Source organism: Geodermatophilaceae bacterium NBWT11, assembly GCA_014218215.1.
Classification (GTDB): Bacteria; Actinomycetota; Actinomycetes; order Mycobacteriales; family Geodermatophilaceae; genus Klenkia.
Genome location: CP043652.1, coordinates 854,105 through 876,063, shown reverse-complemented (window position 1 = coordinate 876,063; position 21,959 = coordinate 854,105). Strand labels below are relative to the sequence as shown.

18 protein-coding genes and 4 pseudogenes are annotated in these 21,959 nt (G+C 73.2%); 20 read left to right on the top strand and 2 right to left on the bottom strand.

The window, feature by feature from the left end; genetic code table 11:
- A complete protein-coding gene (locus tag F1C76_04115; GenBank protein QNG35884.1) occupies positions 1–870 on the bottom strand; it encodes a DUF3105 domain-containing protein in 870 nt (289 codons plus the stop codon).
- A gap of 214 nt (positions 871–1,084) precedes the next feature.
- On the opposite strand from F1C76_04115, the gene F1C76_04110 reads away from it, so the two are divergent.
- From F1C76_04110 to prmC, 10 genes and pseudogenes are all read left to right on the top strand, one after another.
- The gene (locus tag F1C76_04110) at positions 1,085–2,746 is read left to right on the top strand and encodes an arginine--tRNA ligase (GenBank protein ID QNG35883.1); all 1,662 of its coding nucleotides are present in this window, start codon (positions 1,085–1,087) and stop codon (positions 2,744–2,746) included.
- Positions 2,743–4,224 carry a diaminopimelate decarboxylase gene (lysA, locus tag F1C76_04105; protein QNG35882.1) on the top strand — a complete coding sequence of 494 codons (1,482 nt, stop codon included), beginning with the start codon at positions 2,743–2,745 and terminating at the stop codon, positions 4,222–4,224. Before F1C76_04110 ends, lysA begins: the two co-directional genes overlap by 4 nt.
- Positions 4,221–5,536 (top strand): annotated as a pseudogene (locus tag F1C76_04100) (homoserine dehydrogenase). The gene lysA and the pseudogene F1C76_04100 overlap by 4 nt, the downstream one beginning before the upstream one ends.
- Positions 5,533–6,595, top strand: a pseudogene (locus F1C76_04095) (threonine synthase). The pseudogenes F1C76_04100 and F1C76_04095 overlap by 4 nt, the downstream one beginning before the upstream one ends.
- Positions 6,592–7,515 carry a homoserine kinase gene (locus tag F1C76_04090; GenBank protein QNG35881.1) on the top strand — a complete coding sequence of 308 codons (924 nt, stop codon included), beginning with the start codon at positions 6,592–6,594 and terminating at the stop codon, positions 7,513–7,515. Before F1C76_04095 ends, F1C76_04090 begins: the two are co-directional and overlap by 4 nt.
- A 266-nt stretch (positions 7,516–7,781) precedes the next feature.
- Positions 7,782–7,874 (top strand): annotated as a pseudogene (locus tag F1C76_04085) (energy transducer TonB).
- Between the two features lie 8 nt (positions 7,875–7,882).
- Positions 7,883–10,141, top strand: a complete 2,259-nt coding sequence (locus F1C76_04080) for a transcription termination factor Rho (protein QNG38998.1) — start codon at positions 7,883–7,885, stop codon at positions 10,139–10,141.
- A gap of 124 nt (positions 10,142–10,265) precedes the next feature.
- Positions 10,266–10,490, top strand: coding sequence for a 50S ribosomal protein L31 (rpmE, locus tag F1C76_04075; GenBank protein QNG35880.1), 225 nt, complete (start codon positions 10,266–10,268; stop codon positions 10,488–10,490).
- 90 nt (positions 10,491–10,580) lie between these two features.
- Positions 10,581–11,651: a peptide chain release factor 1 gene (gene prfA, locus F1C76_04070; protein ID QNG35879.1), complete on the top strand. Its 1,071-nt coding sequence runs from the start codon at positions 10,581–10,583 to the stop codon at positions 11,649–11,651.
- Positions 11,648–12,502 (top strand): peptide chain release factor N(5)-glutamine methyltransferase, encoded by an 855-nt coding sequence (gene prmC / locus F1C76_04065; GenBank protein QNG35878.1) that lies wholly within the window; start codon positions 11,648–11,650, stop codon positions 12,500–12,502. Before prfA ends, prmC begins: the two co-directional genes overlap by 4 nt.
- Here prmC and F1C76_04060 read toward each other — a convergent pair.
- Positions 12,499–13,188, bottom strand: coding sequence for an endo alpha-1,4 polygalactosaminidase (locus F1C76_04060; GenBank protein QNG38997.1), 690 nt, complete (start codon positions 13,186–13,188; stop codon positions 12,499–12,501). The genes prmC and F1C76_04060 overlap by 4 nt on opposite strands.
- A 106-nt stretch (positions 13,189–13,294) precedes the next feature.
- Between F1C76_04060 and F1C76_04055 the strand changes: the two genes are divergently transcribed.
- The 10 genes and pseudogenes from F1C76_04055 (at position 13,295) to F1C76_04010 (ending at position 21,957) form a co-directional block, all read left to right on the top strand.
- Complete coding sequence (locus F1C76_04055; protein QNG35877.1) at positions 13,295–13,936, top strand: threonylcarbamoyl-AMP synthase; 642 nt, start codon at positions 13,295–13,297, stop codon at positions 13,934–13,936.
- A gap of 77 nt (positions 13,937–14,013) precedes the next feature.
- Positions 14,014–15,297, top strand: a complete 1,284-nt coding sequence (locus F1C76_04050; protein QNG35876.1) for a serine hydroxymethyltransferase — start codon at positions 14,014–14,016, stop codon at positions 15,295–15,297.
- A gap of 78 nt (positions 15,298–15,375) precedes the next feature.
- A complete protein-coding gene (locus F1C76_04045) occupies positions 15,376–16,659 on the top strand; it encodes an undecaprenyl/decaprenyl-phosphate alpha-N-acetylglucosaminyl 1-phosphate transferase (GenBank protein QNG35875.1) in 1,284 nt (427 codons plus the stop codon).
- A pseudogene (locus tag F1C76_04040) lies at positions 16,656–17,111 on the top strand (hypothetical protein). Before F1C76_04045 ends, F1C76_04040 begins: the two are co-directional and overlap by 4 nt.
- 98 nt (positions 17,112–17,209) lie before the next feature.
- Complete coding sequence (locus F1C76_04035) at positions 17,210–17,587, top strand: AtpZ/AtpI family protein (protein QNG35874.1); 378 nt, start codon at positions 17,210–17,212, stop codon at positions 17,585–17,587.
- Positions 17,584–18,411: a F0F1 ATP synthase subunit A gene (atpB, locus tag F1C76_04030; protein ID QNG35873.1), complete on the top strand. Its 828-nt coding sequence runs from the start codon at positions 17,584–17,586 to the stop codon at positions 18,409–18,411. Before F1C76_04035 ends, atpB begins: the two co-directional genes overlap by 4 nt.
- Before the next feature lie 121 nt (positions 18,412–18,532).
- Complete coding sequence (gene atpE / locus F1C76_04025; GenBank protein ID QNG38996.1) at positions 18,533–18,760, top strand: ATP synthase F0 subunit C; 228 nt, start codon at positions 18,533–18,535, stop codon at positions 18,758–18,760.
- A 38-nt stretch (positions 18,761–18,798) separates the two neighbouring features.
- Positions 18,799–19,386: a F0F1 ATP synthase subunit B gene (locus tag F1C76_04020; GenBank protein ID QNG38995.1), complete on the top strand. Its 588-nt coding sequence runs from the start codon at positions 18,799–18,801 to the stop codon at positions 19,384–19,386.
- Positions 19,386–20,204 carry a F0F1 ATP synthase subunit delta gene (locus tag F1C76_04015; protein QNG35872.1) on the top strand — a complete coding sequence of 273 codons (819 nt, stop codon included), beginning with the start codon at positions 19,386–19,388 and terminating at the stop codon, positions 20,202–20,204. The genes F1C76_04020 and F1C76_04015 overlap by 1 nt, the downstream gene beginning before the upstream one ends.
- 115 nt (positions 20,205–20,319) lie before the next feature.
- Positions 20,320–21,957: a F0F1 ATP synthase subunit alpha gene (locus F1C76_04010; GenBank protein QNG35871.1), complete on the top strand. Its 1,638-nt coding sequence runs from the start codon at positions 20,320–20,322 to the stop codon at positions 21,955–21,957.
- Positions 21,958–21,959: the final 2 nt, after the last annotated feature.

The following is a 21,959-nucleotide window of genomic DNA, read 5'->3' as shown; positions in this document are numbered from 1 at the left end:
TCACGGAGCGGTCGTCGTCTCGCTGTCGGTGGGCACCTCGGCGGCACCGGACCGGCTGCTGTCCCCGACGACCAGGGGGGTCTCGGCGAACAGCGGGTTCTCGCAGCTGGCACCCGGCTCGGGGTACAGCGGCTCGCCGTCCTCGTCCTGGCCGAACACGAAGAAGTCGACGAACTGCTCGACGCGGGGGTCGGTCGCGGAGTCCACGGCCAGCTGGTGGTTCCAGGACTGCAGGCTGATCGGGGAGGTCAGCCCGGCGTAGGGGCTCAGCATCATCCCGGAGTTGCCCTCGACCAGGTCGGTCAGCGTGGACAGGTCCTCGTCGCTGATCGTGTCCGGGTCGTAGGTGATCCACACGGCACCGTGCTCGAGGCCGTGCACGGCGTTCTCGTGCCGGATGTCGACGTCGTAGACCGTGCCGGTGCAGTCGGCCCACTCGCCGTCGTGCGGCCCACCGACCGGCGGGGACTGCTGGTAGTCCACCGGGGTGGACACGTGCTGCTGGCCGGCGGCGTAGTCGAAGGTCTGCACGCCCTGGATCTGGTCGGCGCTGGTGACCTGGTCGGCGTTGGACCGGTTCACCGCGTAGACGGCGTAACCGATCACCGCACCGGCGAAGACGACGACGGCGACCGCGGCGGCGATGAGGCCCCACGGCCTGGGCTTCGCGACGGCGGCCTGGGTGGCGGGCCGGGTGCGGCCCTTGCCGGTGCGGCTGGCCGACGCGCCCTTGCCGCCGCCCTTGCCGGCCGAGCCGCCCAGGCCCTTGCCTGCCGGGGTGGCCGCACGGCCACCGGCGCCCTTGCCGGGCGTCCGGTTCGCCGGGCGGGCCCCGGGCTTGGCGTTCTCGGGCTTCGGGTCCTCGGGCAAGGCCACTCCAGTTCCGGCTCGTCTGACTCGGGTGGTGCGCCCGCGCGGGGTGCACCCGGGGCGTTCGCGCGGTCGCGCACGCTCCCCAGGCGTCTCGGCGGGCGAGTGTAGGTGGCGGAGCTGTGCTCTCCGGGTGCTGTGACACCGCCCACGGGGGCCTGTGTGCCTCAACGGCGCGGGGAATGCGGTCGTTCCCCTCTTCTAGGATCACCGGGTGACACCCGAGCAGCTCAGCGCCCTCGTCCGCTCCGTCGTGGCCGGGGCCGTGGAGCGCGGCGCCCTGGCCGTGCCCGTCCCGGACGACGTCGTGGTGGAGCGCCCACGCAACCCCGAGCACGGCGACTACGCGACCACGGTGGCCCTCAAGCTGGCCAAGGCCGCCGGCCGTCCGCCGCGGGAGGTGGCCGAGCTGCTGGCCGCGGACCTGCGGGAGCAGCCGGGCGTGGCGCGGGTCGACGTGGCCGGCCCCGGGTTCCTCAACATCACCTTCACCCAGGGTGCCCTCGGCCAGATCGCGGTCGACGCCGTCGCCGCCGGTGCGGCCTACGGGCGCACCGATGCCTTCGCCGGGCTGAAGGTCAACCTGGAGTTCGTCTCGGCCAACCCGACGGGCCCGGTGCACATCGGCGGCACCCGGTGGGCCGCGGTCGGCGATGCGCTGGGCCGCCTGCTCACCGCCACCGGTGCCGACGTCAGCCGCGAGTACTACTTCAACGACGCCGGTTCCCAGATCGACCGGTTCGCCCGCAGCCTGATGGCCGCCGCGCACGGGCAGCCCGCCCCCGAGGACGGGTACGCCGGCAGCTACATCGGCGAGATCGCCGCGGCCGTGGTCGCGGCCGAGCCCGGGGTGGCCGAGCTCCCCGAGGCCGAGCAGCAGGAGCGCTTCCGGGTGCGCGGGGTCGAGCTGATGTTCGCCGAGATCAAGAGCTCGCTGGCCGACTTCGGCGTCGTCTTCGACACCTACTTCTCCGAGGCGACGCTGCACGAGAGCGGGGCGCTGCAGCGGGCGATCGACACCCTGCGTGCCCGCGGCCACGTCTACGAGGCCGACGGCGCCACCTGGCTCCGGACCACCGACTTCGGGGACGACAAGGACCGGCCGCTGGTCAAGAGCGACGGCGACTACACCTACTTCGCCGCCGACTGCGCCTACTACCAGGACAAGCGGGACCGGGGCTTCGACAAGGTCGTGATCATGCTCGGCGCCGACCACGCCGGGTACGTCGGCCGCTACAAGGCGCTGGTGTCCGCACTGGGCGACGACCCGGCGCAGAACCTGGAGATCCTGCTGGGTCAGCTGGTGAACCTGGTCCGCGACGGCCAGCCGCTGAAGATGAGCAAGCGGGCCGGCACCGTGATCAACCTGGCCGACCTCACCGAGGCCGTCGGCGCCGACGCCGCCCGCTACGCGCTGGCCCGGGCCTCGGTCGACCAGCAGATCGACCTCGACCTGGACCTCTGGAGCCGGCAGTCCAGCGACAACCCGGTCTTCTACGTCCAGTACGCGCACGCCCGGATCTCCTCGCTGCTGCGGGGTGCTGCCGACCTGGGCATCGCCCTGGGCACCGCGGACGACGTCGACGCCACCGCGCTGGCCCACCCCCGGGAGACCGACCTGCTGCGGGCGATCGCCGAGTTCCCCCGGGTGGTCACCGCCGCGGCCGAGCTGCGCGCCCCGCACCGGGTGGCCCGCTACCTGGAGGAGCTGGCCGGGACCTACCACCGGTTCTACGACTCGTGCCGGGTGCTCCCGCGCGGGGACGAGGAGTCCACCCCGACCACCGTCGCCCGCCTGTGGCTGTGCGCGGCGACCGCCACGGTGCTGCGCAACGGCCTGACCGTGCTCGGCGTGCACGCCCCGGAGCGGATGTGAGGGCGCACCCGGCAGGTCCGCTGCACGGCAACCTCACCCCGCCCTCGGCCGCCGGCGCACCGCCGGCCTCCCTCGGCGAGCTCGACGCGCAGGTCTGGCCGCGCGGGGCGACCCGGGTCGACGGCGAGCTGCACCTGGCCGGCCGGTCGGTCACCGACCTGGCCCGGGAGCACGGCACCCCGCTGTTCGTCCTGGACGAGGCCGACTTCCGCGGCCGGGCCGCGGACTTCGCCGCCGCGTTCGACGGCGCCGACGTGCACTACGCGTCCAAGGCGGTCCTCTGCGGGCAGGTGGCCCGGTGGGTCGCCGAGGACGGCCTGCACCTGGACGCCTGCAGTGGCAACGAGCTGTCGATCGCGCTGGCCGCGGGCTTCCCCGCGGGCCGGATCGCGCTGCACGGCAACAACAAGTCGGTGCTGGAGCTGGCGCTGGCCGTGGACGCCGGCATCGGCCACGTGGTGCTGGACTCCTTCGACGAGATCGACCGCCTGGTGCCGCTGGCCGCCGCCCGGGTCGCCGCCGGCGGCGCCCCGGTGCCGGTGCTCATCCGCTCGACGGTGGGCATCGAGGCGCACACCCACGAGTTCATCGCCACCGCCCACGAGGACCAGAAGTTCGGGTTCTCGCTGGCCACCGGCGACGCCCTGGCCGCCGCCGTGCGGGTGGTGGGGGAGCCCGCGCTCCAGCTGGCCGGGCTGCACAGCCACATCGGTTCGCAGATCTTCGACACCGCCGGCTTCGAGGCGGCCGCGCACCGGGTGGTCGGCCTGATGGGCGCCGTCCGCGACGCCACCGGGCTGGTGCTGCCCGAGCTCAACCTCGGTGGCGGGTTCGGCATCGCCTACCTGCCCGACGACGACCCGGTCGCCGCCGAGGACGTCGCGGTCAAGCTCCGCTCCATCGTCGCCGCGGAGTGCGCCGAGCTCGGCCTCGCCGTCCCGCGGCTGGCCGTCGAGCCCGGCCGCGCCATCGCCGGACCCGGCACGGTGACCCTCTACGAGATCGGCACCATCAAGCCGGTCCGGCTCGGTGCCTCGGGGTCCCCGGGGACGCCGATGGTGCGCAACTACGTCTCGGTGGACGGCGGGATGAGCGACAACATCCGCACCGCGCTGTACGACGCCAACTACACCTGCGTGCTGGCCAACCGCGTCTCGACCGCCCCGCCGGCGCTGTGCCGCGTCGTCGGCAAGCACTGCGAGAGCGGGGACGTGCTGGTCAGGGACCTGTGGCTGCCCTCGGACGTGGTCGCCGGTGACCTGCTCGCCGTCGCCGCCACCGGGGCCTACTGCTGGTCGATGGCCTCGAACTACAACTACCTGCTCAAGCCGCCGGTGGTCGCCGTGCGGGACGGGGTGTCGGCCGAGATCGTCCGACGGCAGACACTGTCGGACGTGTTCGCCCTCGACGCCGTCCTCGCCGACGTCCCCGCCCCTGCTGTCGCACCCTCGCAGCCCGCCGTCGGGAGCCCCTCGTGACCGCACCCTCGCCAGCCCCGAACGGCGCCCCGCTGCGGGTCGCCCTGCTCGGCTGCGGCACGGTCGGGTCCGCCGTGCTGCGGCTGCTCGCCGACCAGGCCGACGACATCACCGCCCGGGTGGGGCGACCGGTGCAGGTGGCCGGGGTCGCCGTCCGCCGGCCCGACCGGCACCCGAGGTGCCCGCCGAGCTGCTGACCACCGACGCGCACGCGCTGGTCACCTCGCCCGACGTCGACCTCGTGGTCGAGGTGATCGGCGGGATCGAGCCGGCCCGCTCGCTCATGCTGGCCGCGTTCGACGCCGGCAAGTCGGTGGTCAGCGCGAACAAGGCGCTGCTGGCCGACGACAGCGTCGCGCTGCACGCCGCGGCCGCCGACGCCGGGGTGGACCTCTACTACGAGGCCGCCGTCGCCGGGGCCATCCCGCTGCTGCGCCCGCTGCGCGAGTCCCTCGCCGGGGACCAGCTGACCCGGGTGGTCGGCATCGTCAACGGGACGACGAACTACATCCTGTCCCGGATGGCCGAGACCGGTGCCGGGTTCGCCGAGGCGCTGGCCGAGGCCACCGAGCTGGGCTACGCCGAGGCCGACCCGACCGCCGACGTGGACGGCTTCGACGCCGCCGCGAAGGCGGCGATCCTGGCGTCGCTGGCCTTCCACTCGCCGGTCACCGCCGCCGACGTCTACCGCGAGGGCATCTCCGCGGTGTCCTCCACCGACGTCGCCCGGGCCACCGAGATCGGCTGCACGGTGAAGCTGCTGGCGATCTGCGAGAAGGTGTCCGGCGCCGACGGCGACGCGATCGCCGTCCGCGTGCACCCGGCGATGATCCCCACCTCGCACCCGCTGGCCTCGGTCGGCGGTGCGTTCAACGCGGTCTTCGTCGAGGCCGAGGCCGCCGGACAGCTGATGTTCTACGGCCAGGGCGCCGGAGGAGAGCCGACGGCGTCGGCCGTGCTCGGTGACCTGGTCGCGGTGGCCCGCAACCGGGTCGCCGGCGTCGCCGGGCCGGGCACCACCGCCTACGCGGGCCTGCCGGTCGCGCCGATGGCCGACACCCCCACCCGGTACCACGTCAGCCTCGACGTGGCCGACAAGCCGGGTGTGCTGGCCACCGTCGCGCAGGAGTTCGCCGCGCAGGGCGTGAGCATCTCCACCGTCCGCCAGGACGGCGCCGGCGAGGCCGCCACCCTGGTGATCGTCACCCACCGCGCCCCGGACGCGGCGCTGTCTGCCACCATCTCCCGGCTGCGCGAGATGCCGGCCGTCCGGGCCGTGACCAGCGTGCTGCGCGTGGAGGGACTGTCATGACCGCGTCACCGTTCTGGCCCGGGCTCATCGAGGCCTACCGGGACCGCCTGCCGGTCACCGCCAGCACCCCGGTGGTGACGCTGCAGGAGGGCGCCACCCCCGCTGGTGCCTGCCCCCGAGCTGTCCCGCCGCACCGGGTGCGACGTCTACCTCAAGGTCGAGGGCGCGAACCCCACCGGTTCGTTCAAGGACCGCGGCATGACGATGGCCATCACCAAGGCCGTCGAGGAGGGCGCGCAGGCCGTCATCTGCGCCTCCACCGGCAACACCTCGGCCAGTGCCGCGGCCTACGCCGCCCGCGCCGGTCTGGTCTGCGCCGTCCTCGTGCCGCAGGGGAAGATCGCCACCGGCAAGCTGGCCCAGGCCCTGGTGCACGGGGCCAAGCTGCTGCAGGTCACCGGCAACTTCGACGACTGCCTGGCGCTGGCCTCCAAGCTCGCGATCGACTACCCGGTCAGCCTGGTCAACAGCGTCAACCAGTACCGGATCGAGGGGCAGAAGACCGCCTCGTTCGAGATCGTCGACGTGCTCGGCGACGCCCCGGACATCCACTGCCTGCCCGTCGGCAACGCCGGCAACATCACCGCCTACTGGCAGGGCTACCGGGAGTACTGCGACGACGGCCCGGCCACGAAGCGGCCCCGGATGTGGGGCTTCCAGGCCGCCGGTTCGGCCCCCATCGTCAACGGCGCGGTCGTGGAGAACCCGAGCACGATCGCCACCGCGATCCGGATCGGCAACCCGGCCTCCTGGGCCAAGGCGCTCACCGCGCGTGACGACTCCGGCGGGCGGATCGACGCCGTCACCGACCGGGCGATCCTGGCCGCCTACCGGCTGCTGGCCCGCACCGAGGCCGTCTTCGTGGAGCCCGCCTCGGCCGCCTCGGTCGCCGGGCTGCTGCAGGTGGCGGCTGCCGGTGAGCTCGAGCCCGGCCAGCGGGTCGTCTGCACGGTGACCGGCAACGGGCTCAAGGACCCGGAGTGGGCCATCTCCGGGGCCCCGGCCCCGGTGACGATCCCGGTCGACGCGCAGGCCGCGGCCGCACAGCTGGGCCTGTGAGCGCCGCCGTGAACGGTGGGACGGTCCGCATCCGGGTCCCGGCCACCAGCGCCAACCTCGGTCCGGCCTTCGACAGCGCCGGCCTCGCCCTGGCCCTCTTCGACGAGCTGGAGGTCTCCGTCGCCGACGGCCTCGAGGTCGTCGTCGAGGGCGTCGGCGCCGGCGAGCTGCCCACCGACGAGTCCCACCTGGTCGTGCGGGCCTTCCGCGCGGCGTGCGTCGACCTGGGCTGGCTCCCGACCGGCCTGCGCCTGCACGCCCGCAACGGCATCCCGCAGGGCCGGGGGCTCGGCTCCTCCGCGGCTGCCGTCGTCGCCGGCATCCTGGCGGCCTGGGCGTTGTGCCCGGCCGTCACCGGCGTCGACGACGACCGCGTGCTCGCCCTCGCCGACGCGATCGAGGGCCACCCCGACAACGTGGCCGCCTGCCTGCTCGGGGGGTTGACGCTGTCCTGGTCCGGTGACGAGGGCCCGCGGGCGGTGTCGCTCCCGGTCCACGCCCAGGTCACCCCGCTGGTGTGCGTGCCGACGACGACGCTGTCCACCCACGTGGCCCGCGGTCTGCTGCCGTCGGTGGTCCCGCACGAGGACGCCGCGTACAACGCCGGGCGGGCAGCGCTGCTGGTGCACGCCCTGACGGCTGCACCGCAGTTCCTGCTCGAGGCGACCGGGGACCGCCTGCACCAGGGTCCCCGCGCCGCGGCCATGCCCGACACCGCTGCGCTGGTCGCCGACCTGCGCGACGCCGGGCACGCGGCCGTGGTCTCCGGGGCCGGGCCGAGCGTGCTCGTGCTCGATGCCGGACCGGAGGACGCCGCCCTGGTCCGCACCGTCGTGCCGGCCGGCTGGGAGGTGCTGGACCTGGCGGTCGAGGCGTCCGGAGCGCGGGTCCGGTACGAAGACCGTGCTGTACCGTCATGACCGCCTGAGGAGGCATCGGGGACAGCCGATGTCGCGAGTTGCGTCGGCCGGTGTCTAGGCTCGTCGTGCAGCCGCCCTCGGGCGAGCCTGATCGCGAGACGTCGACGACGCGCGACTGCCGTCCTTCGTCCCGCTCCCCGAAGACCTGAACCCCTCCTCGGTCCCGCCACGACCACGTCGTGGCGAACCCGAGAGGACCACCGGTCACCCCCTGCGCCAGTAGGCGCAGGTCACCGCAGGGAAGGACCTGTACGTGAGCGAGACCACCTCCCTCGTCGCCGATGGCGCCGCCGACCCCACCGGGTCCGCCGGCTCCGGCGCCGAGGCCGCCGCCGGCAAGCGCCGCCGCGGCACCGGCCTGTCGGGCATGCTCCTGCCGGAGCTGCAGCGCCTGGCCGCCGAACTGGGCATCGCCGGCACCGGCCGGATGCGCAAGGGCGACCTGGTGAGCGCCATCGAGGCGCGCCAGGTCGGCAGCCCGGCCCCCGCCGCGGCTCCCGTCGCGGACGCCCCCGTCACCGAGCCGGTCGCCGAGACCACCGTCGAGACGCCGGCCGAGGCGCCCGTGGCGACCCCGCCGCGCGCCGAGGCCGCCCCGCCGACCCGCCGCCGCCGGGGGGCCAGCCGCCCGGCCGGCGCTCCGGACGTCGAGGCGCCCGCGCCGGCCGACACCCACCCGGGTGCCGCCGTGCTCGGCGACCGTGCGCCCGTGGAGGCGCCCGTCCAGGCCTCCGACGAGGCCGCCGAGCCGGCCGCGGCGCAGCAGGACGCCGCTCCGGCCGAGGAGGGCCGCGGACGACGCAGCCGCACCCGCAGCCAGGTCCGGGACGAGCCCGCCCGCGAGGACGAGCGCCCCGAGCAGCCCCGCAGCGAGCAGCCCCGCACCGAGCAGCCCCGTGAGGACGAGCGTCCCCCGCGCAGCCGGGACCGCAGCCGCACCGAGCGCGCCCAGCAGGACCAGGACGGCGGCCCGTCGCAGGACGGCCGGTCCCAGGACGGCCGGGACGCCCAGGACGGCGACCGCCCCGAGCGCGGCGCCCGCAACCGGAACCGCGACCGCGGCGACCGGGAGCGCGACACCCAGGACGACCAGGGTGCCGACCGCGGCCAGCGGGGTCGCACCCCGCGCGACACCGCCCGCGACGACCGGGACGAGCGCCCGGCCCGTGAGGACCGGGGCGACCGGCAGGACCGGGGCGACCGGCAGGACCGCCAGGACCGCACCGACCGGCAGAACGGCAACGGCTCCGGGCCCGACGGCAACCGCGGTCGCACCGACCGGAACGACCGGCCCGCCGGTCGCACCGACCGGGACGCCGGCCCCGCGCAGGACGACGACGACGACGAGTTCGACGGCAACGGCCGTCGTCGGGGCCGTCGCTACCGCGACCGCAACCGGCGGGGCACCGCCACCCCCGGCCAGGGTGGGCGTGACCGCTACGAGCAGGGCGAGCCCGCGGTCGCCGAGGACGACGTCCTGCTGCCGGTGGCCGGCATCCTCGACGTGCTGGACAACTACGCGTTCGTCCGCACCTCGGGCTACCTGACCGGGCCCAACGACGTCTACGTGTCGCTGTCCCAGGTCCGCCGCTACGGCCTGCGCCGCGGCGACGCGATCACCGGCGCCGTCCGCCAGCCCCGCGAGGGCGAGCGCAAGGACAAGTACAACGCCCTCGTGCGGCTGGACTCGGTCAACGGGCTGGACCCCGACCAGGCCAAGACCCGGCCGGAGTTCCAGAAGCTGGTGCCGCTCTACCCGCAGGAGCGCCTGCGGATGGAGACCGACTCCACGACCCTCACCACCCGGGTCATCGACCTGGTCATGCCCATCGGCAAGGGCCAGCGGGCGCTCATCGTGTCCCCGCCCAAGGCGGGCAAGACCATGGTGCTGCAGGCGATCGCCAACGCGATCACCACGAACAACCCCGAGTGCCACCTCATGGTCGTCCTCGTCGACGAGCGGCCCGAAGAGGTCACCGACATGCAGCGCTCGGTGAAGGGCGAGGTCATCGCCTCGACCTTCGACCGGCCGGCCACCGACCACACCACGGTCGCCGAGCTCTCCATCGAGCGGGCCAAGCGGCTGGTCGAGATGGGCCACGACGTCGTCGTGCTGCTCGACTCGATCACCCGGCTGGGCCGCGCCTACAACCTGGCGGCCCCCGCCAGCGGGCGCATCCTCTCCGGTGGCGTGGACTCCACGGCGCTGTACCCGCCCAAGCGCTTCCTCGGCGCCGCCCGCAACATCGAGAACGGCGGCTCGCTCACCATCATCGCCTCGGCGCTGGTGGAGACCGGGTCCACGATGGACACGGTCATCTTCGAGGAGTTCAAGGGCACCGGGAACGCCGAGATCAAGCTCGACCGCCGGCTGGCCGACAAGCGGGTCTTCCCCGCCGTCGACGTCAACGCCTCCAGCACCCGCAAGGAGGAGCTGCTGATGAGCCCGGACGAGCTGGCCATCGTCATCAAGCTCCGCCGGGTGCTCGCAGCGCTGGAGCCGCAGCAGGCCCTCGAGCTGCTGCTGGGTCAGCTGAAGAAGACCCGCAACAACATCGAGTTCCTCATGCAGGTCCAGAAGACGACCCTGCGCGAGGACCAGCCCCAGGGCGGTCGCAACTCCTGACTGTGGGAGACTGACCGACCGAGCCCCGGCGCGCGTGGAACAACCCCGCCCGCTGACGACGTTCACCCCCATGCACAGGCCGACTGACCTCGGCCCGCCAGACCACAGAGAGAGGGCCAGGGACATGAAGCCCGACATCCACCCCGACTACCACGAGACTGCTGTCACGTGCGGTTGCGGCAACACCTTCACCACCCGCAGCACCATCGCCGGCGGCACGCTGTCGGTCGAGATGTGCTCGGCCTGCCACCCCTTCTACACGGGCAAGCAGCGCGTGCTGGACACCGGTGGCCGCGTGGCCCGCTTCGAGAAGCGGTTCGGCAAGCGCGAGACCGCAGCCAGCAAGTAGCACCACCGACGGCGCCCGCACCGCCCCCCACGGGGGGAGGAGCGGGCGCCGTCGTCGTGTCCGGAGACCACCACCGATGAGGAGACGCACGTGAGCGGCACACCGGACGGCGGCCTCGCCGACCTGCTCGCCGAGCACGCCTCCCTCGAGCTGGAGCTGGCCGACCCCGCCGTGCACGCCGACCAGTCCCGCGCCCGCCGGCTGGCCCGCCGGTACGCCTCGCTGGCCCCGCTGGTGGAGACCTCCCGCGCCCTCGAGGCCGCCCGCGAGGACCTGACCGCCGCGCGCGAGCTGGCCGACGAGGACAAGGCCTTCGCCGCCGAGGCCGTGGAGCTCGAGGGACAGATCGGGGGCCTGGAGGCGCGGCTGCGCGAGCTGCTGCTGCCCAAGGACCCCGACGACGAGAAGGACGTCATCCTCGAGATCAAGGCCGGGGAGGGCGGCGCGGAGTCGGCGCTGTTCGTCGGGGACCTGCTGCGGATGTACCTGCGCTACGCCGAGCGGCGCGGCTGGGCCACCGAGGTCCTCGACGCCGTCGACGCCGAGCTCGGTGGGTACAAGGACGTCGCGGTCGCGGTGAAGTCGCGCACCGACGAGGGCATCTGGTCCCGGCTGAAGTTCGAGGCCGGCGTGCACCGGGTGCAGCGGGTGCCGGTCACCGAGAGCCAGGGCCGCATCCACACCTCCGCCGTGGGCGTGCTGGTGCTGCCCGAGGCCGAGGAGGTCGACGTCACCGTCGACCCGAACGACCTGCGGATCGACGTCTTCCGCTCGTCGGGCCCGGGCGGGCAGAGCGTGAACACCACCGACTCCGCCGTCCGGATCACCCACCTGCCCACCGGGACCGTGGTCAGCTCGCAGAACGAGAAGAGCCAGCTGCAGAACCGGGAGTCCGCGCTGCGGGTGCTGCGCTCCCGGCTGCTGGTCGCCGCCCGCGAGGAGGCCGCGGCGACCGCCAGCGACGCCCGGCGCAGCCAGGTGCGCACCGTGGACCGCAGCGAGCGGGTGCGAACCTACAACTACCCGGAGAACCGGATCTCCGACCACCGGGTGGGCTTCAAGGCGCACAACCTCGACGCCGTGCTCGACGGCGAGCTGGACCCCGTGCTCGACGCCCTGGTCACCGCGCACACCGCCGAGCTGCTCGAGGCCGGCAGCTGAGCCCGCGCGAGCTCCTCCGGCAGGCCACCGCACGACTGGCCGCCGCCGGGGTCGAGTCCCCGCGGGTGGACGCCGAGCTGCTGCTCGCCCACGCGCTCGGCGTCTCCCGGGCCCGGCTGATCACCGCCGACGACGTCGCCGACCCCGCCCGCTTCCTGGCCCTGGTCGACCAGCGCGCCGACCGGGTGCCGCTGCAGCACCTGACCGGGACCGCGGCCTTCCGGCACGTCGAGCTCGCCGTCGGCCCCGGGGTGTTCGTGCCCCGCCCGGAGACCGAGCAGATCGCCGGCTGGGTGCTGGAGCAGGTCGCCGGCGTCGAGGTGTCGGTCGTGGTCGACCTGGGCACCGGCTCCGGGGCGATCGCGTTGTCGGTGGCGCACGAGCACCCCGGCGCCCGGGTGACCGCGGTCGAGCGGGACCCCGACGCGATCGTCTGGACCCGGGCCAACGCCGCCACCCGCGCCGCCGCGGGGGACACCCCGGTCACCGTCACCGCGGGGGACATGACCGACCCCGGGCTGCTCACCGAGCTCGAGGGTGCTGTCGACGTCGTGGTCTCCAACCCGCCCTACGTGCCCGATGGCGCCGGGCTGCCCCGCGAGGTGGCCGAGCACGACCCGCCGCTGGCCCTGTGGGGTGGGCCCGACGGGCTGGACGTCGTCCGGGGCCTGCTGCGCACCGCCGCCCGGCTGCTGCGCCCCGGCGGGCTGCTCGCGATCGAGCACGCCGACCTGCAGGGCGACTCCCTGCCGGCGCTGGTCCGGGCGCACGGCCCGTGGGCCGACGTCGTCGACCACCCCGACCTCGCGGGCCGGCCGCGGTACACGACGGCACGACTGGGTCGGGGCTAGTCGCAGAAGCGCGAGACGTGGTCCGGGGAGTCCGGGGTGCTGACGTCGAGGTCGCGCCGCTGGACGGCGATCTCCCCGCCCCGGGCCGCACACGCCGCGGCGAAGGCGTCGTCGGTGTACTCGACCTCGATGACGTCGGCGCCGTAGACGTCGGTGAAGGCGTCGCACTCGTCGAACTCCTGGCACTGCTCGGTGACCGCGAGGTCGAAGCCGAGGTCGGCATCCAGCAGCTCGGCGGTGTTCTTCTGCGCGATGGTCAGCCCGGCGTCGTGGGCGCGGTCCACCAGGAGTTGGGCCATCGCCACCGCGTCGTCGGCGTCCAGCAGGCCCTCCGAGCGGGTCCAGCTGTCCAGGTTGTCCGGCTCGACGGCGTCGAAGCCGTCCGCGGCGCAGCCGTCGAACCACGGGCCGACGACGTCGAGCACCCGCTGCCGCTGCTCCGGGGTGCCGATGTCGAGCAGGAACTCACCCGGCCAGTCGGGGTCCTCGACGCGATCACCGGCCGCGTCGTGCAGCAGCACGTCCTCGGGGAAGGCCGACTCGCCCGGCTGGGTCTGGAAGGCGTTGACGTAGCAGGAGGACCACAGGCCGGGGGCGGGGGAGTCGGTGCGGTCGCGGACGACGCCGGTGACGTCGTCGGCCGGCTCGTACGCGCCGCCCAGCTGGTAGTCCACCCGGGTGCCCATCGACGGTCGGTCGGCCGCGGGGGAGCCGCAGGCGCCCAGCAGCAGCACCGCCACCAGCAGGAACCCGCGCACGTCCGGGACTCTAGGTGGGGGAGACTGGGCAACCGTGGCCGACGTCTACGACTGCACCGACGACGAGCAGCGCTCCGCGGGCCTCACGGTCGCGGCCGGCGCGCTCTCCCGCGGTGACCTGGTGCTCCTGCCCACCGACACCGTCTACGGGGTGGCCGCCGACGCCTTCACCCCCGAGGCGGTGGGCAAGCTGCTCGCGGCCAAGAACCGGGGCCGGAACATGCCGGTGCCGGTGCTGATCGGGGAGGCCTCGACGCTGGCCGGCCTGGTCACCGTCGTGCCCCCGATGGCGCACCGGCTGGCCGAGGCGTTCTGGCCCGGCGGGCTCACCCTGGTCCTGGAGCACACCCCGACGCTGTCCTGGGACCTCGGCGAGGCCGAGGGCACCGTCGCCGTCCGGCTGCCCGACGACGACCTGACCCGCGACCTGCTGCGCCGCACGGGCCCGCTCGCGGTCTCCAGTGCCAACCGCTCCGGCCGCCCGGCCGCGACCACGGCCGAGCAGGCGGAGTACCAGCTCGGCGAGCACGTGGCCGTGGTCCTCGACGGCGGCCCCCGCGACTCCTCGGCCGCCAGCACCATCGTCGACTGCACCGGCGACCACCCGCGCGTCCTCCGCGTCGGCGCCATCGACCCCGACCGCCTCCGCGAGGTCGTGCCCTCGGTCACCGACTGAAGGGCGATACCGTGGGGTGACCTCCGCGTGCCCGTCCCCGGGCACGCGGCGCCCCCTCCCTCTGGAGCGCAGCCGCGATGAGCACCCTCGCCGACACCCCCTACTGGGGTCCGGACTTCGACGCCCTGGCGTCCTTCGACCCCGACATCGCCGGCGTCGTCACCGACGAGCTCGACCGCCTCCGCAGCGGTCTGCAGCTGATCGCCAGCGAGAACTTCACCAGCCCCGCGGTGCTCGCCGCGCTGGGCAGCACGCTGAGCAACAAGTACGCCGAGGGCTACCCGGGCAAGCGGTACTACGGCGGCTGCGAGGTCGTGGACCGGGCCGAGTCCATCGGCATCGAGCGCGGCAAGGAGCTCTTCGGGGCCGAGCACGTCAACCTGCAGCCGCACTCCGGGGCCAGCGCCAACCTGGCCGCCTACGGCGCGTTCCTCAAGCCCGGCGACACGATGCTCGGCATGGCACTGCCGATGGGCGGGCACCTCACCCACGGCACCAAGGTGTCCTTCTCGGGCAAGTGGTTCAACGCCGTGCAGTACGGCGTGGACCCGACGACCGAGCACATCGACTACGACCAGGTCCGCGACCTGGCCCGCGAGCACCGCCCCAAGCTGATCATCGCCGGTGGGTCGGCCATCCCGCGGCTGATCGACTTCGCCGCGTTCCGGGAGATCGCCGACGAGGTGGACGCTGTCTTCATGGTCGACGCCGCGCACTTCATCGGCCTGGTCGCCGGCAAGGCGATAAACTCACCGGTGCCCCACGCCGACGTCGTCACCTTCACCACGCACAAGGTGCTGCGCGGGCCCCGCGGCGGCGCGATCGTCTGCAGGGCCGAGCACGCCAAGGCCATCGACAAGGCCGCGTTCCCGATGATGCAGGGCGGGCCGCTCATGCACGCCGTCGCCGCCAAGGCGGTGAACCTCAAGGAGTGCCTGACGCCCGAGTACCAGGCCTACACCCGCCAGGTCATCGCCAACGCCCAGGCACTCGCCGAGGGCCTGACCGCCGAGGGCCTGCGCCCGGTCGCCGGGGGCACCGACACCCACCTGGCGCTGCTGGACCTGCAGTCCACCGGGGTCACCGGCGCCGAGGCCGAGGCGCGCTGCGACGCCGCCGGCATCGTGCTGAACAAGAACGCCATCCCCTTCGACCCCCAGCCGGCCTCGATCGCCTCCGGCATCCGGGTCGGCAGCCCCGCGGTGACCACCCAGGGCATGGCCGAGTCGGACATGAAGGAGATCGCCTCGCTGATCGGCGTCGCGATCCGCGACACCGACGGCTCGCGCACGGCCGAGGTCGCCGGCCGCGTCCACGAGCTCGTCACCGCGCACCCGGCCTACCCCGAGCCCGTCCGCTGACCCCGGCGTCCGGGCCGCCCCGCGCGGCCCGGACGTGACCGCCCACCCGACGTCCGACCGCGAGGAGCCCGAGCACCGGTGCGCGAGTACGTCGTCGTCTGCCTCGTGGCAGCGCTGGTCACCTTCCTGACCACGCCGGTCGTCCGCATGCTCGCGGTGCGGCTGAAGGTCGTGGCCGCCGTGCGCGACCGGGACGTGCACGTCATCCCCACCCCGCGCGGGGGAGGGGTGGCGATGTACCTGGGCGTGGCGGCCGCGGTGCTGGTGGCCAGCCGGTTGCCGGCCCTGCAACGCACCTTCGAGGACTCCCAGACCTACGCGGTGCTCGTCGCCGGCGGGCTGATCTGCCTGCTGGGGGTGCTGGACGACCGGTTCGGCATCGACGCGCTCACCAAGCTCACCGGCCAGATCGCCTGCGCCGGGGTGATGGTGCTGCTCGGGGTGCAGTTCCTCTTCGTCTTCCTGCCCTTCGCCAACATCGGCACGCTGTCGCTGGGGGACGTCGGGGTGCCGCTGACCATCCTGGTCACGGTGCTGGTGGTCAACGCGCTGAACTTCATCGACGGCCTCGACGGCCTCGCCGCCGGGGTCTCGGCGATCTCGGCGCTGGCCCTGTTCGCCTACAGCTACAACCTGGGCCTCGTCGGCTACGACGACACCGCCTCGGCCCCCGCGCTGATCACCGCCGTGCTCGCCGGAGCCTGCCTGGGCTTCCTGCCGCACAACTTCTCCCCGGCCCGCATCTTCATGGGCGACTCCGGGTCGATGCTGGTCGGCCTGATGCTCTCGGCCGCCGCGGTGTCGGCGACCGGACGGGTGGACACCCAGAGCTTCGACTCCGCGGCCAGCGTGCTCCCGCTCGCCCTGCCGCTGCTCGTTCCGCTCGCGGTGCTCTTCATCCCCTTCACCGACCTGGTGCTGGCCGTCGTCCGGCGCACCCGCAAGGGCCAGTCGCCGTTCAGCCCGGACAAGATGCACCTGCACCACCGGCTGCTCACCATCGGACACTCGCACCGGCGAGCGGTGCTGATCATGTACTTCTGGGCCGCGCTGCTCAGCTTCGGCGTCATCGCGCTGTCCATCACCGGGGGCACCGTCGAGGTGCTCGTGGTCGTCTCCGCGCTGCTGGTGGTCGGGGTGGTCGTGGTGCTCAGCCCGCGGGCCCGCCGGGCCGATCGGACGGCGGCCTCGGTGGCCGCCTCGGAGAGCCGGGCCGCCCGCACCGCACGACGCCGGCCCTGGGGACGACGACGCCGGCGGGAGACCGTGTCGGTGCGCCGGGGCGACCTGCCCGCCGTGCCTGCCCCGACGCCTGCGCCGACGCCCGCCCGCACCCCCGACCCCACCGGAGTCCCCCGATGACCCAGCCCGCCGCCCGCCGACCCGGGGTGCCCTCGGGTCCGCGCAGCGCCGCCGGCCCCTGGGACCTGTCCTTCCTGCGCGTGGGCACGCTGGTCACGCTGGCCTGCACCGTCGTGGCCGTCCCGGTGGTGGGGCTGCTGGCCGGGTGGGCCGAGGCGCTGGGGGTGGTGCTCGGCGCGGCGATCGTCACGGCGTTCTTCTGCCTGTCCGGCTTCGCCATCGCCTGGGCCGGCAAGATCGACGACTCGTTCACGCTGCCCGCCGCGATGGGCGCCTTCTTCGTCAAGGTGATCGGCTTCTTCGCCCTGCTCCAGGCACTGCCCGCCGACGGGTGGCCGGACCGGGTCGCGGCCGCGTGGACGGTCATCGCCGGCGCACTGTTGTGGAGCGGCGTGCAGGCCCGGTGGGTGTGGACCCGGCAGCTCTACTACACGACCCCACCGGCGCCCCCGGCCCAGCAGGTCGGTGGGGTGCACACAGCCGGCGTTCAGCCACACGACGTAGAACACCCGGCCGAGCAGCGTCAGGACGGCTGATAGTGTCCGAACCGATGGACAGCGCCTCCACGCGTGACGGTGGCCGCCGACCTAGCACCGCTCGACCTGCTGACGAGGGACCACACCCCAGTGGTTCCGACCTCGGCTGGGGGATCACCGGGACGCTCCTGTCCGGGCTGATCGTGTGGGGTGCAGCCGGCTGGCTGGTCGACCGCTGGTTGGACACCCGCGTGTTCATCGTCGTCGGCGGGATCGTCGGCCTCGCGGTCGCGATCTACCTGGTGGCCGTCAAGTACGGCGGGGCCACCGACCAGCCGACCACGATCAGCTCGACCAGCTACAGCAAGATCAGCTCCTCGAGCTACAGCACGTACCGCAGGACCCCGGGCGGCCGTCGGAGCCGGCCCAGGACGCAGAAGGGACAACGGTGACCTCCAGCGCCCACGCGCTCTCCAGCGTGCTCGCGGTCGAGAGCGACCCCGGCGGCGGCTTCGTCGCCCCGAGCATCGCCGAGTTCTACCCGCCATCGCTGTTCGAGTTCTCGGTCTTCGGCCTCGACTTCTCCATCACCCGCATCACGGTGATCATGTGGATCGCGACCGCGGCCATCCTGGCCTTCATGGTGCTGGCCACCCGCAAGCCCACCATCGTCCCGCGCAAGGCGCAGTGGTTGATGGAGAGCGGCTACGGGCTGGTCCGCGACGGCATCGCCCGCGACGTGATCGGCCCCAAGGGCCGTCCGTTCGCCCCGTTCCTGGGCGCGCTGTTCTTCTTCATCCTGGCGAACAACGCGATGAGCATCATCCCGTTCTTCCAGATCTCGCCGATGAGCAAGTTCGCGATCCCGCTGGTGCTCGCGGTCCTCGTCTGGATCCTCTACAACGCCGTCGGGATCCGGGAGCAGGGCGTCGGCCCGTACTTCAAGGGCATCGCCGTCCCTCCGGGTGTCCCCGGCGCCGCGCTGATCCTGGTGACCCCGATCGAGCTGCTCTCCACGCTCGTCATCCGGCCCTTCACGCTCGCGGTGCGACTCTTCGCCAACCTCTTCGCCGGGCACATGCTGCTGGTCGTGTTCTCCCTGGGCACGGTCTACCTGCTCCAGGTCGGGAACTTCTCGATCATCTTCGCGCCGTTCTCCTTCCTCATGGCGCTGGCGATGACGTTCTTCGAGGTCCTGGTCATCGTGCTGCAGGCCTACGTCTTCACCGTCCTCACCGCCACCTACCTCAACGGGGCCGTCGAGCCGCACCACTGAGGTCCCCCGCGCCCGGCGCGGCCCAGAACGCACCACCGCACGACGCCCGTCAGCACCACGCACCACCCCGCCAGCCACCCGGGACCCCGGGTGACCGACACAGGAGGAACACCCCGCAATGATCGACGTTCTCGCAGAGCTGCAGGGCAGCATCGGTTCGGTCGGCTACGGCCTCGCCGCGATCGGCCCCGGCATCGGTGTCGGCATCGTGTGGGCGGCCTACATCCAGGCCACCGCCCGCCAGCCCGAGTCGGCCGGCCTCACCCGTACCTACGCCTTCCTGGGTGCCGCCCTCTCCGAGGCGCTCGCGCTCATCGGCCTGGTCGTCCCCTTCATCTTCGGCGCCTGATCCTGCCGACCAGCGAGACCCCGTAGGAGGTGACGTCCGTGCTCATCCTGGCTGTTGAAGGCGAACCGAACCCGCTGCTGCCGCCGGTCGGCGAGATCATCGTCGGCCTGATCACCTTTGCGATCCTGGCGTTCGTGGTGGTGAAGTTCGTCTTCCCCGTGATCGACAAGGCGTACAACGACCGCCGCAACGCGATCGAGGGCGGCATGGAGCGCGCCGAGGCCGCCCAGGCCGAGGCGAAGGCAGCGCTCGAGCAGTACCGCGCGCAGCTGGCCGAGGCCCGCACCGAGGCCGCGCAGATCCGTGACGCCGCCCGCGCCGAGGGGCAGCAGATCCTCGAGGAGCTGCGCACCCAGGCCCAGGAGGAGTCCGCCCGGATCACCGCCCGCGGCGAGGAGCAGCTCGCTGCCTCCCGCCAGCAGGTCGTGAACGAGCTGCGTGGGCAGATCGGCTCCATGGCCGTCTCGCTCGCCGGTCGCGTGGTGGGGGAGTCCCTCGAGGACGACGCCCGCCGCCGCGGCACCGTGGACCGCTTCCTCGACGAGCTGGACGGCATGTCCGCCAGCACGTCGTCGCAGGCACCCACCGGTGGCAGCACGGTCTACGCCCCCGAGGGCAACCGCTGATGCACGCCTCGAGCCGGGAGGCGCTGACGCACTCGCGTGAGCGCCTGGCCGAACGGGTCGGGACCGCCGACGGCCAGGGGCGACTGTCCCTGGCCGACGAGCTGTTCTCCGTCGCGCACCTGCTCGAGGGTCAGGTCTCGCTCCGGCGGGCCCTGGCCGACGCCTCGGTGCGGCCCGACGACCGGGCGGGGCTGGCAAACCGGCTGCTCTCCTCCCAGCTGTCGGCCGCCGCCGTCGACGTCGTCGAGACCGTGGCCCGGCAGCGCTGGTCGCGCCCGCTGGACCTGGTCGAGGCCGTTGAGACCCTCGCGACCGACACGGCGCTGGACGCCGCGGAGTCCCGCGGGGAGCTCGACACCGTCGAGGACGAGCTGTTCCGCTTCAGCCGGATCATCGACGGGGACGACGCCCTGGCCCGCGTGCTGGGTGACCGCAGCGCCTCCCGTGAGGGGAAGACGGCACTGCTGGACCGGCTGCTCACCGGCCGGGTCTCCCCGGTCACCGAGAAGCTGGTGCGGAACTCGCTCACCAGCTCGCACGTGCACAACGCAGCGAACGCCGTCGAGCGGATCTCGGTCGCGGCATCGGCGCGCCGGGGTCAGTCCGTCGCCCACGTGACCAGCGCGGTCGAGCTGACCGACGCCCAGCGTGAGCGACTGACGGGCATCCTGGAGCGGACCTACGGGCGCACCATCGGCCTGCAGGTGCAGGTCGACCCCGCCATCGTCGGGGGCCTGGTCATCCGGGTCGGCGACGAGGTCGTGGACGGCAGCATCAGCCACCGGCTGGAGGCGGCCGGCCGGCGTTTCGCCGGCTGACCACCGCACGACCGGCTGAGCCACCCGGCAGCACCCGGCACGACCGATCACCGCGCCCGACGGCGCAGGCACCACCCCAGACAGCACCGGAGCAGGGAAGAGGACACCCAGGGCCATGGCAGAGCTCACGATCTCCGCGGACGAGATCCGCAGTGCCATCCAGAACTACGTCAGTGACTACGAGTCCGACGTCTCCCGCGAGGAGGTCGGCACGGTCACCGAGGCCGGCGACGGCATCGCGCGTGTCGAGGGCCTGCCCTCGGTCATGACCAACGAGCTCCTGGAGTTCGAGGGCGGCGTGCGTGGCCTGGCCCTGAACCTCGACGTGCGCGAGGTCGGCGTCGTGGTCATGGGTGACTTCGCCTCCATCGAGGAGGGCCAGACGGTCAAGCGCACCGGTCAGGTCCTCTCCGTGCCGGTGGGCGACGCCTTCCTCGGTCGCGTCGTCGACCCGCTGGGCGAGCCCATCGACGGCGGCGGCGAGATCGCCTCCACCGGTCGGCGCGCCCTGGAGCTGCAGGCCCCCTCGGTGGTCCAGCGGCAGTCGGTGCACGAGCCCATGCAGACCGGGATCAAGGCCATCGACGCCATGACCCCGATCGGCCGCGGCCAGCGTCAGCTGATCATCGGCGACCGCCAGACCGGCAAGACGGCGATCGCGATCGACACGATCATCAACCAGAAGGCCGCCTGGGCCACCGGTGACCCGGCCCAGCAGGTCCGCTGCATCTACGTCGCCGTCGGCCAGAAGGGCTCGACGATCGCCTCGATCAAGTCCTCCCTGGAGGAGGCCGGCGCGATGGAGTACACGACCATCGTCGCGGCTCCCGCCTCGGACTCGGCCGGCTTCAAGTACATCGCCCCCTACACCGGCTCGGCCATCGGCCAGCACTGGATGTACGAGGGCAAGCACACCCTGATCGTCTTCGACGACCTCTCCAAGCAGGCCGAGGCCTACCGCGCGGTCTCGCTGCTGCTGCGTCGTCCCCCGGGCCGCGAGGCCTACCCCGGCGACGTCTTCTACCTGCACTCCCGTCTGCTGGAGCGCTGCGCGAAGCTGTCCGACGAGCTCGGCGGCGGGTCGCAGACCGGTCTGCCGATCATCGAGACCAAGGGCAACGACGTCTCGGCGTACATCCCGACCAACGTCATCTCGATCACCGACGGCCAGATCTTCCTGGAGACCGGCCTCTTCAACTCCGGTGTGCGCCCGGCCATCAACGTCGGCATCTCGGTGTCCCGCGTCGGTGGTTCCGCCCAGATCAAGGCGATGAAGTCCGTCGCTGGCCGGCTGCGGCTGGACCTGGCCCAGTTCCGTGAGCTCGAGGCCTTCTCCTCGTTCTCCTCGGACCTGGACGCCACCTCCAAGGCCACCCTGAGCCGCGGTCAGCGCCTGGTCGAGCTGCTCAAGCAGGGCCAGTACCAGCCGTTCTCCGTCGAGCGCGAGGTCGTCTCGCTGTGGCTGGGCACGACCGGCAAGCTCGACGTCGTCCCGGTCGCCGACGTGCGTCGCTTCGAGTCCGAGTTCCTGGACTCCGTGTCCCGCGGTGACTCCGGTGCCCTGGACGCGATCCGGAACACCAAGAAGCTCGAGGACGACACGGTGCGCAACCTGGAGAACGCCGTCGAGGCCTTCTACGGCCAGTTCACCACCAGCGACGGCGAGTCGCTGCAGGTCAACGAGCCCGAGGTCGAGGCCATGGACGCGTCCGAGCGCGGCCAGGAGCGCGTCCAGGTCAAGAAGAAGGCCTGACC

What these genes read in the sequence shown, in the direction of transcription:
- F1C76_04050 (QNG35876.1), top strand. Translation starts at nt 14,014, where the DNA reads ATGAGCACCCTCGCCGACACCCCCTACTGGGGTCCGGACTTCGACGCC.
- F1C76_04035 (QNG35874.1), top strand. Translation starts at nt 17,210, where the DNA reads ATGGACAGCGCCTCCACGCGTGACGGTGGCCGCCGACCTAGCACCGCT.
- F1C76_04080 (QNG38998.1), top strand. Translation starts at nt 7,883, where the DNA reads ATGCTCCTGCCGGAGCTGCAGCGCCTGGCCGCCGAACTGGGCATCGCC.
- F1C76_04015 (QNG35872.1), top strand. Translation starts at nt 19,386, where the DNA reads ATGCACGCCTCGAGCCGGGAGGCGCTGACGCACTCGCGTGAGCGCCTG.
- rpmE (QNG35880.1), top strand. Translation starts at nt 10,266, where the DNA reads ATGAAGCCCGACATCCACCCCGACTACCACGAGACTGCTGTCACGTGC.
- F1C76_04060 (QNG38997.1), bottom strand. Translation starts at nt 13,188, where the DNA reads ATGGGCACCCGGGTGGACTACCAGCTGGGCGGCGCGTACGAGCCGGCC.
- F1C76_04010 (QNG35871.1), top strand. Translation starts at nt 20,320, where the DNA reads ATGGCAGAGCTCACGATCTCCGCGGACGAGATCCGCAGTGCCATCCAG.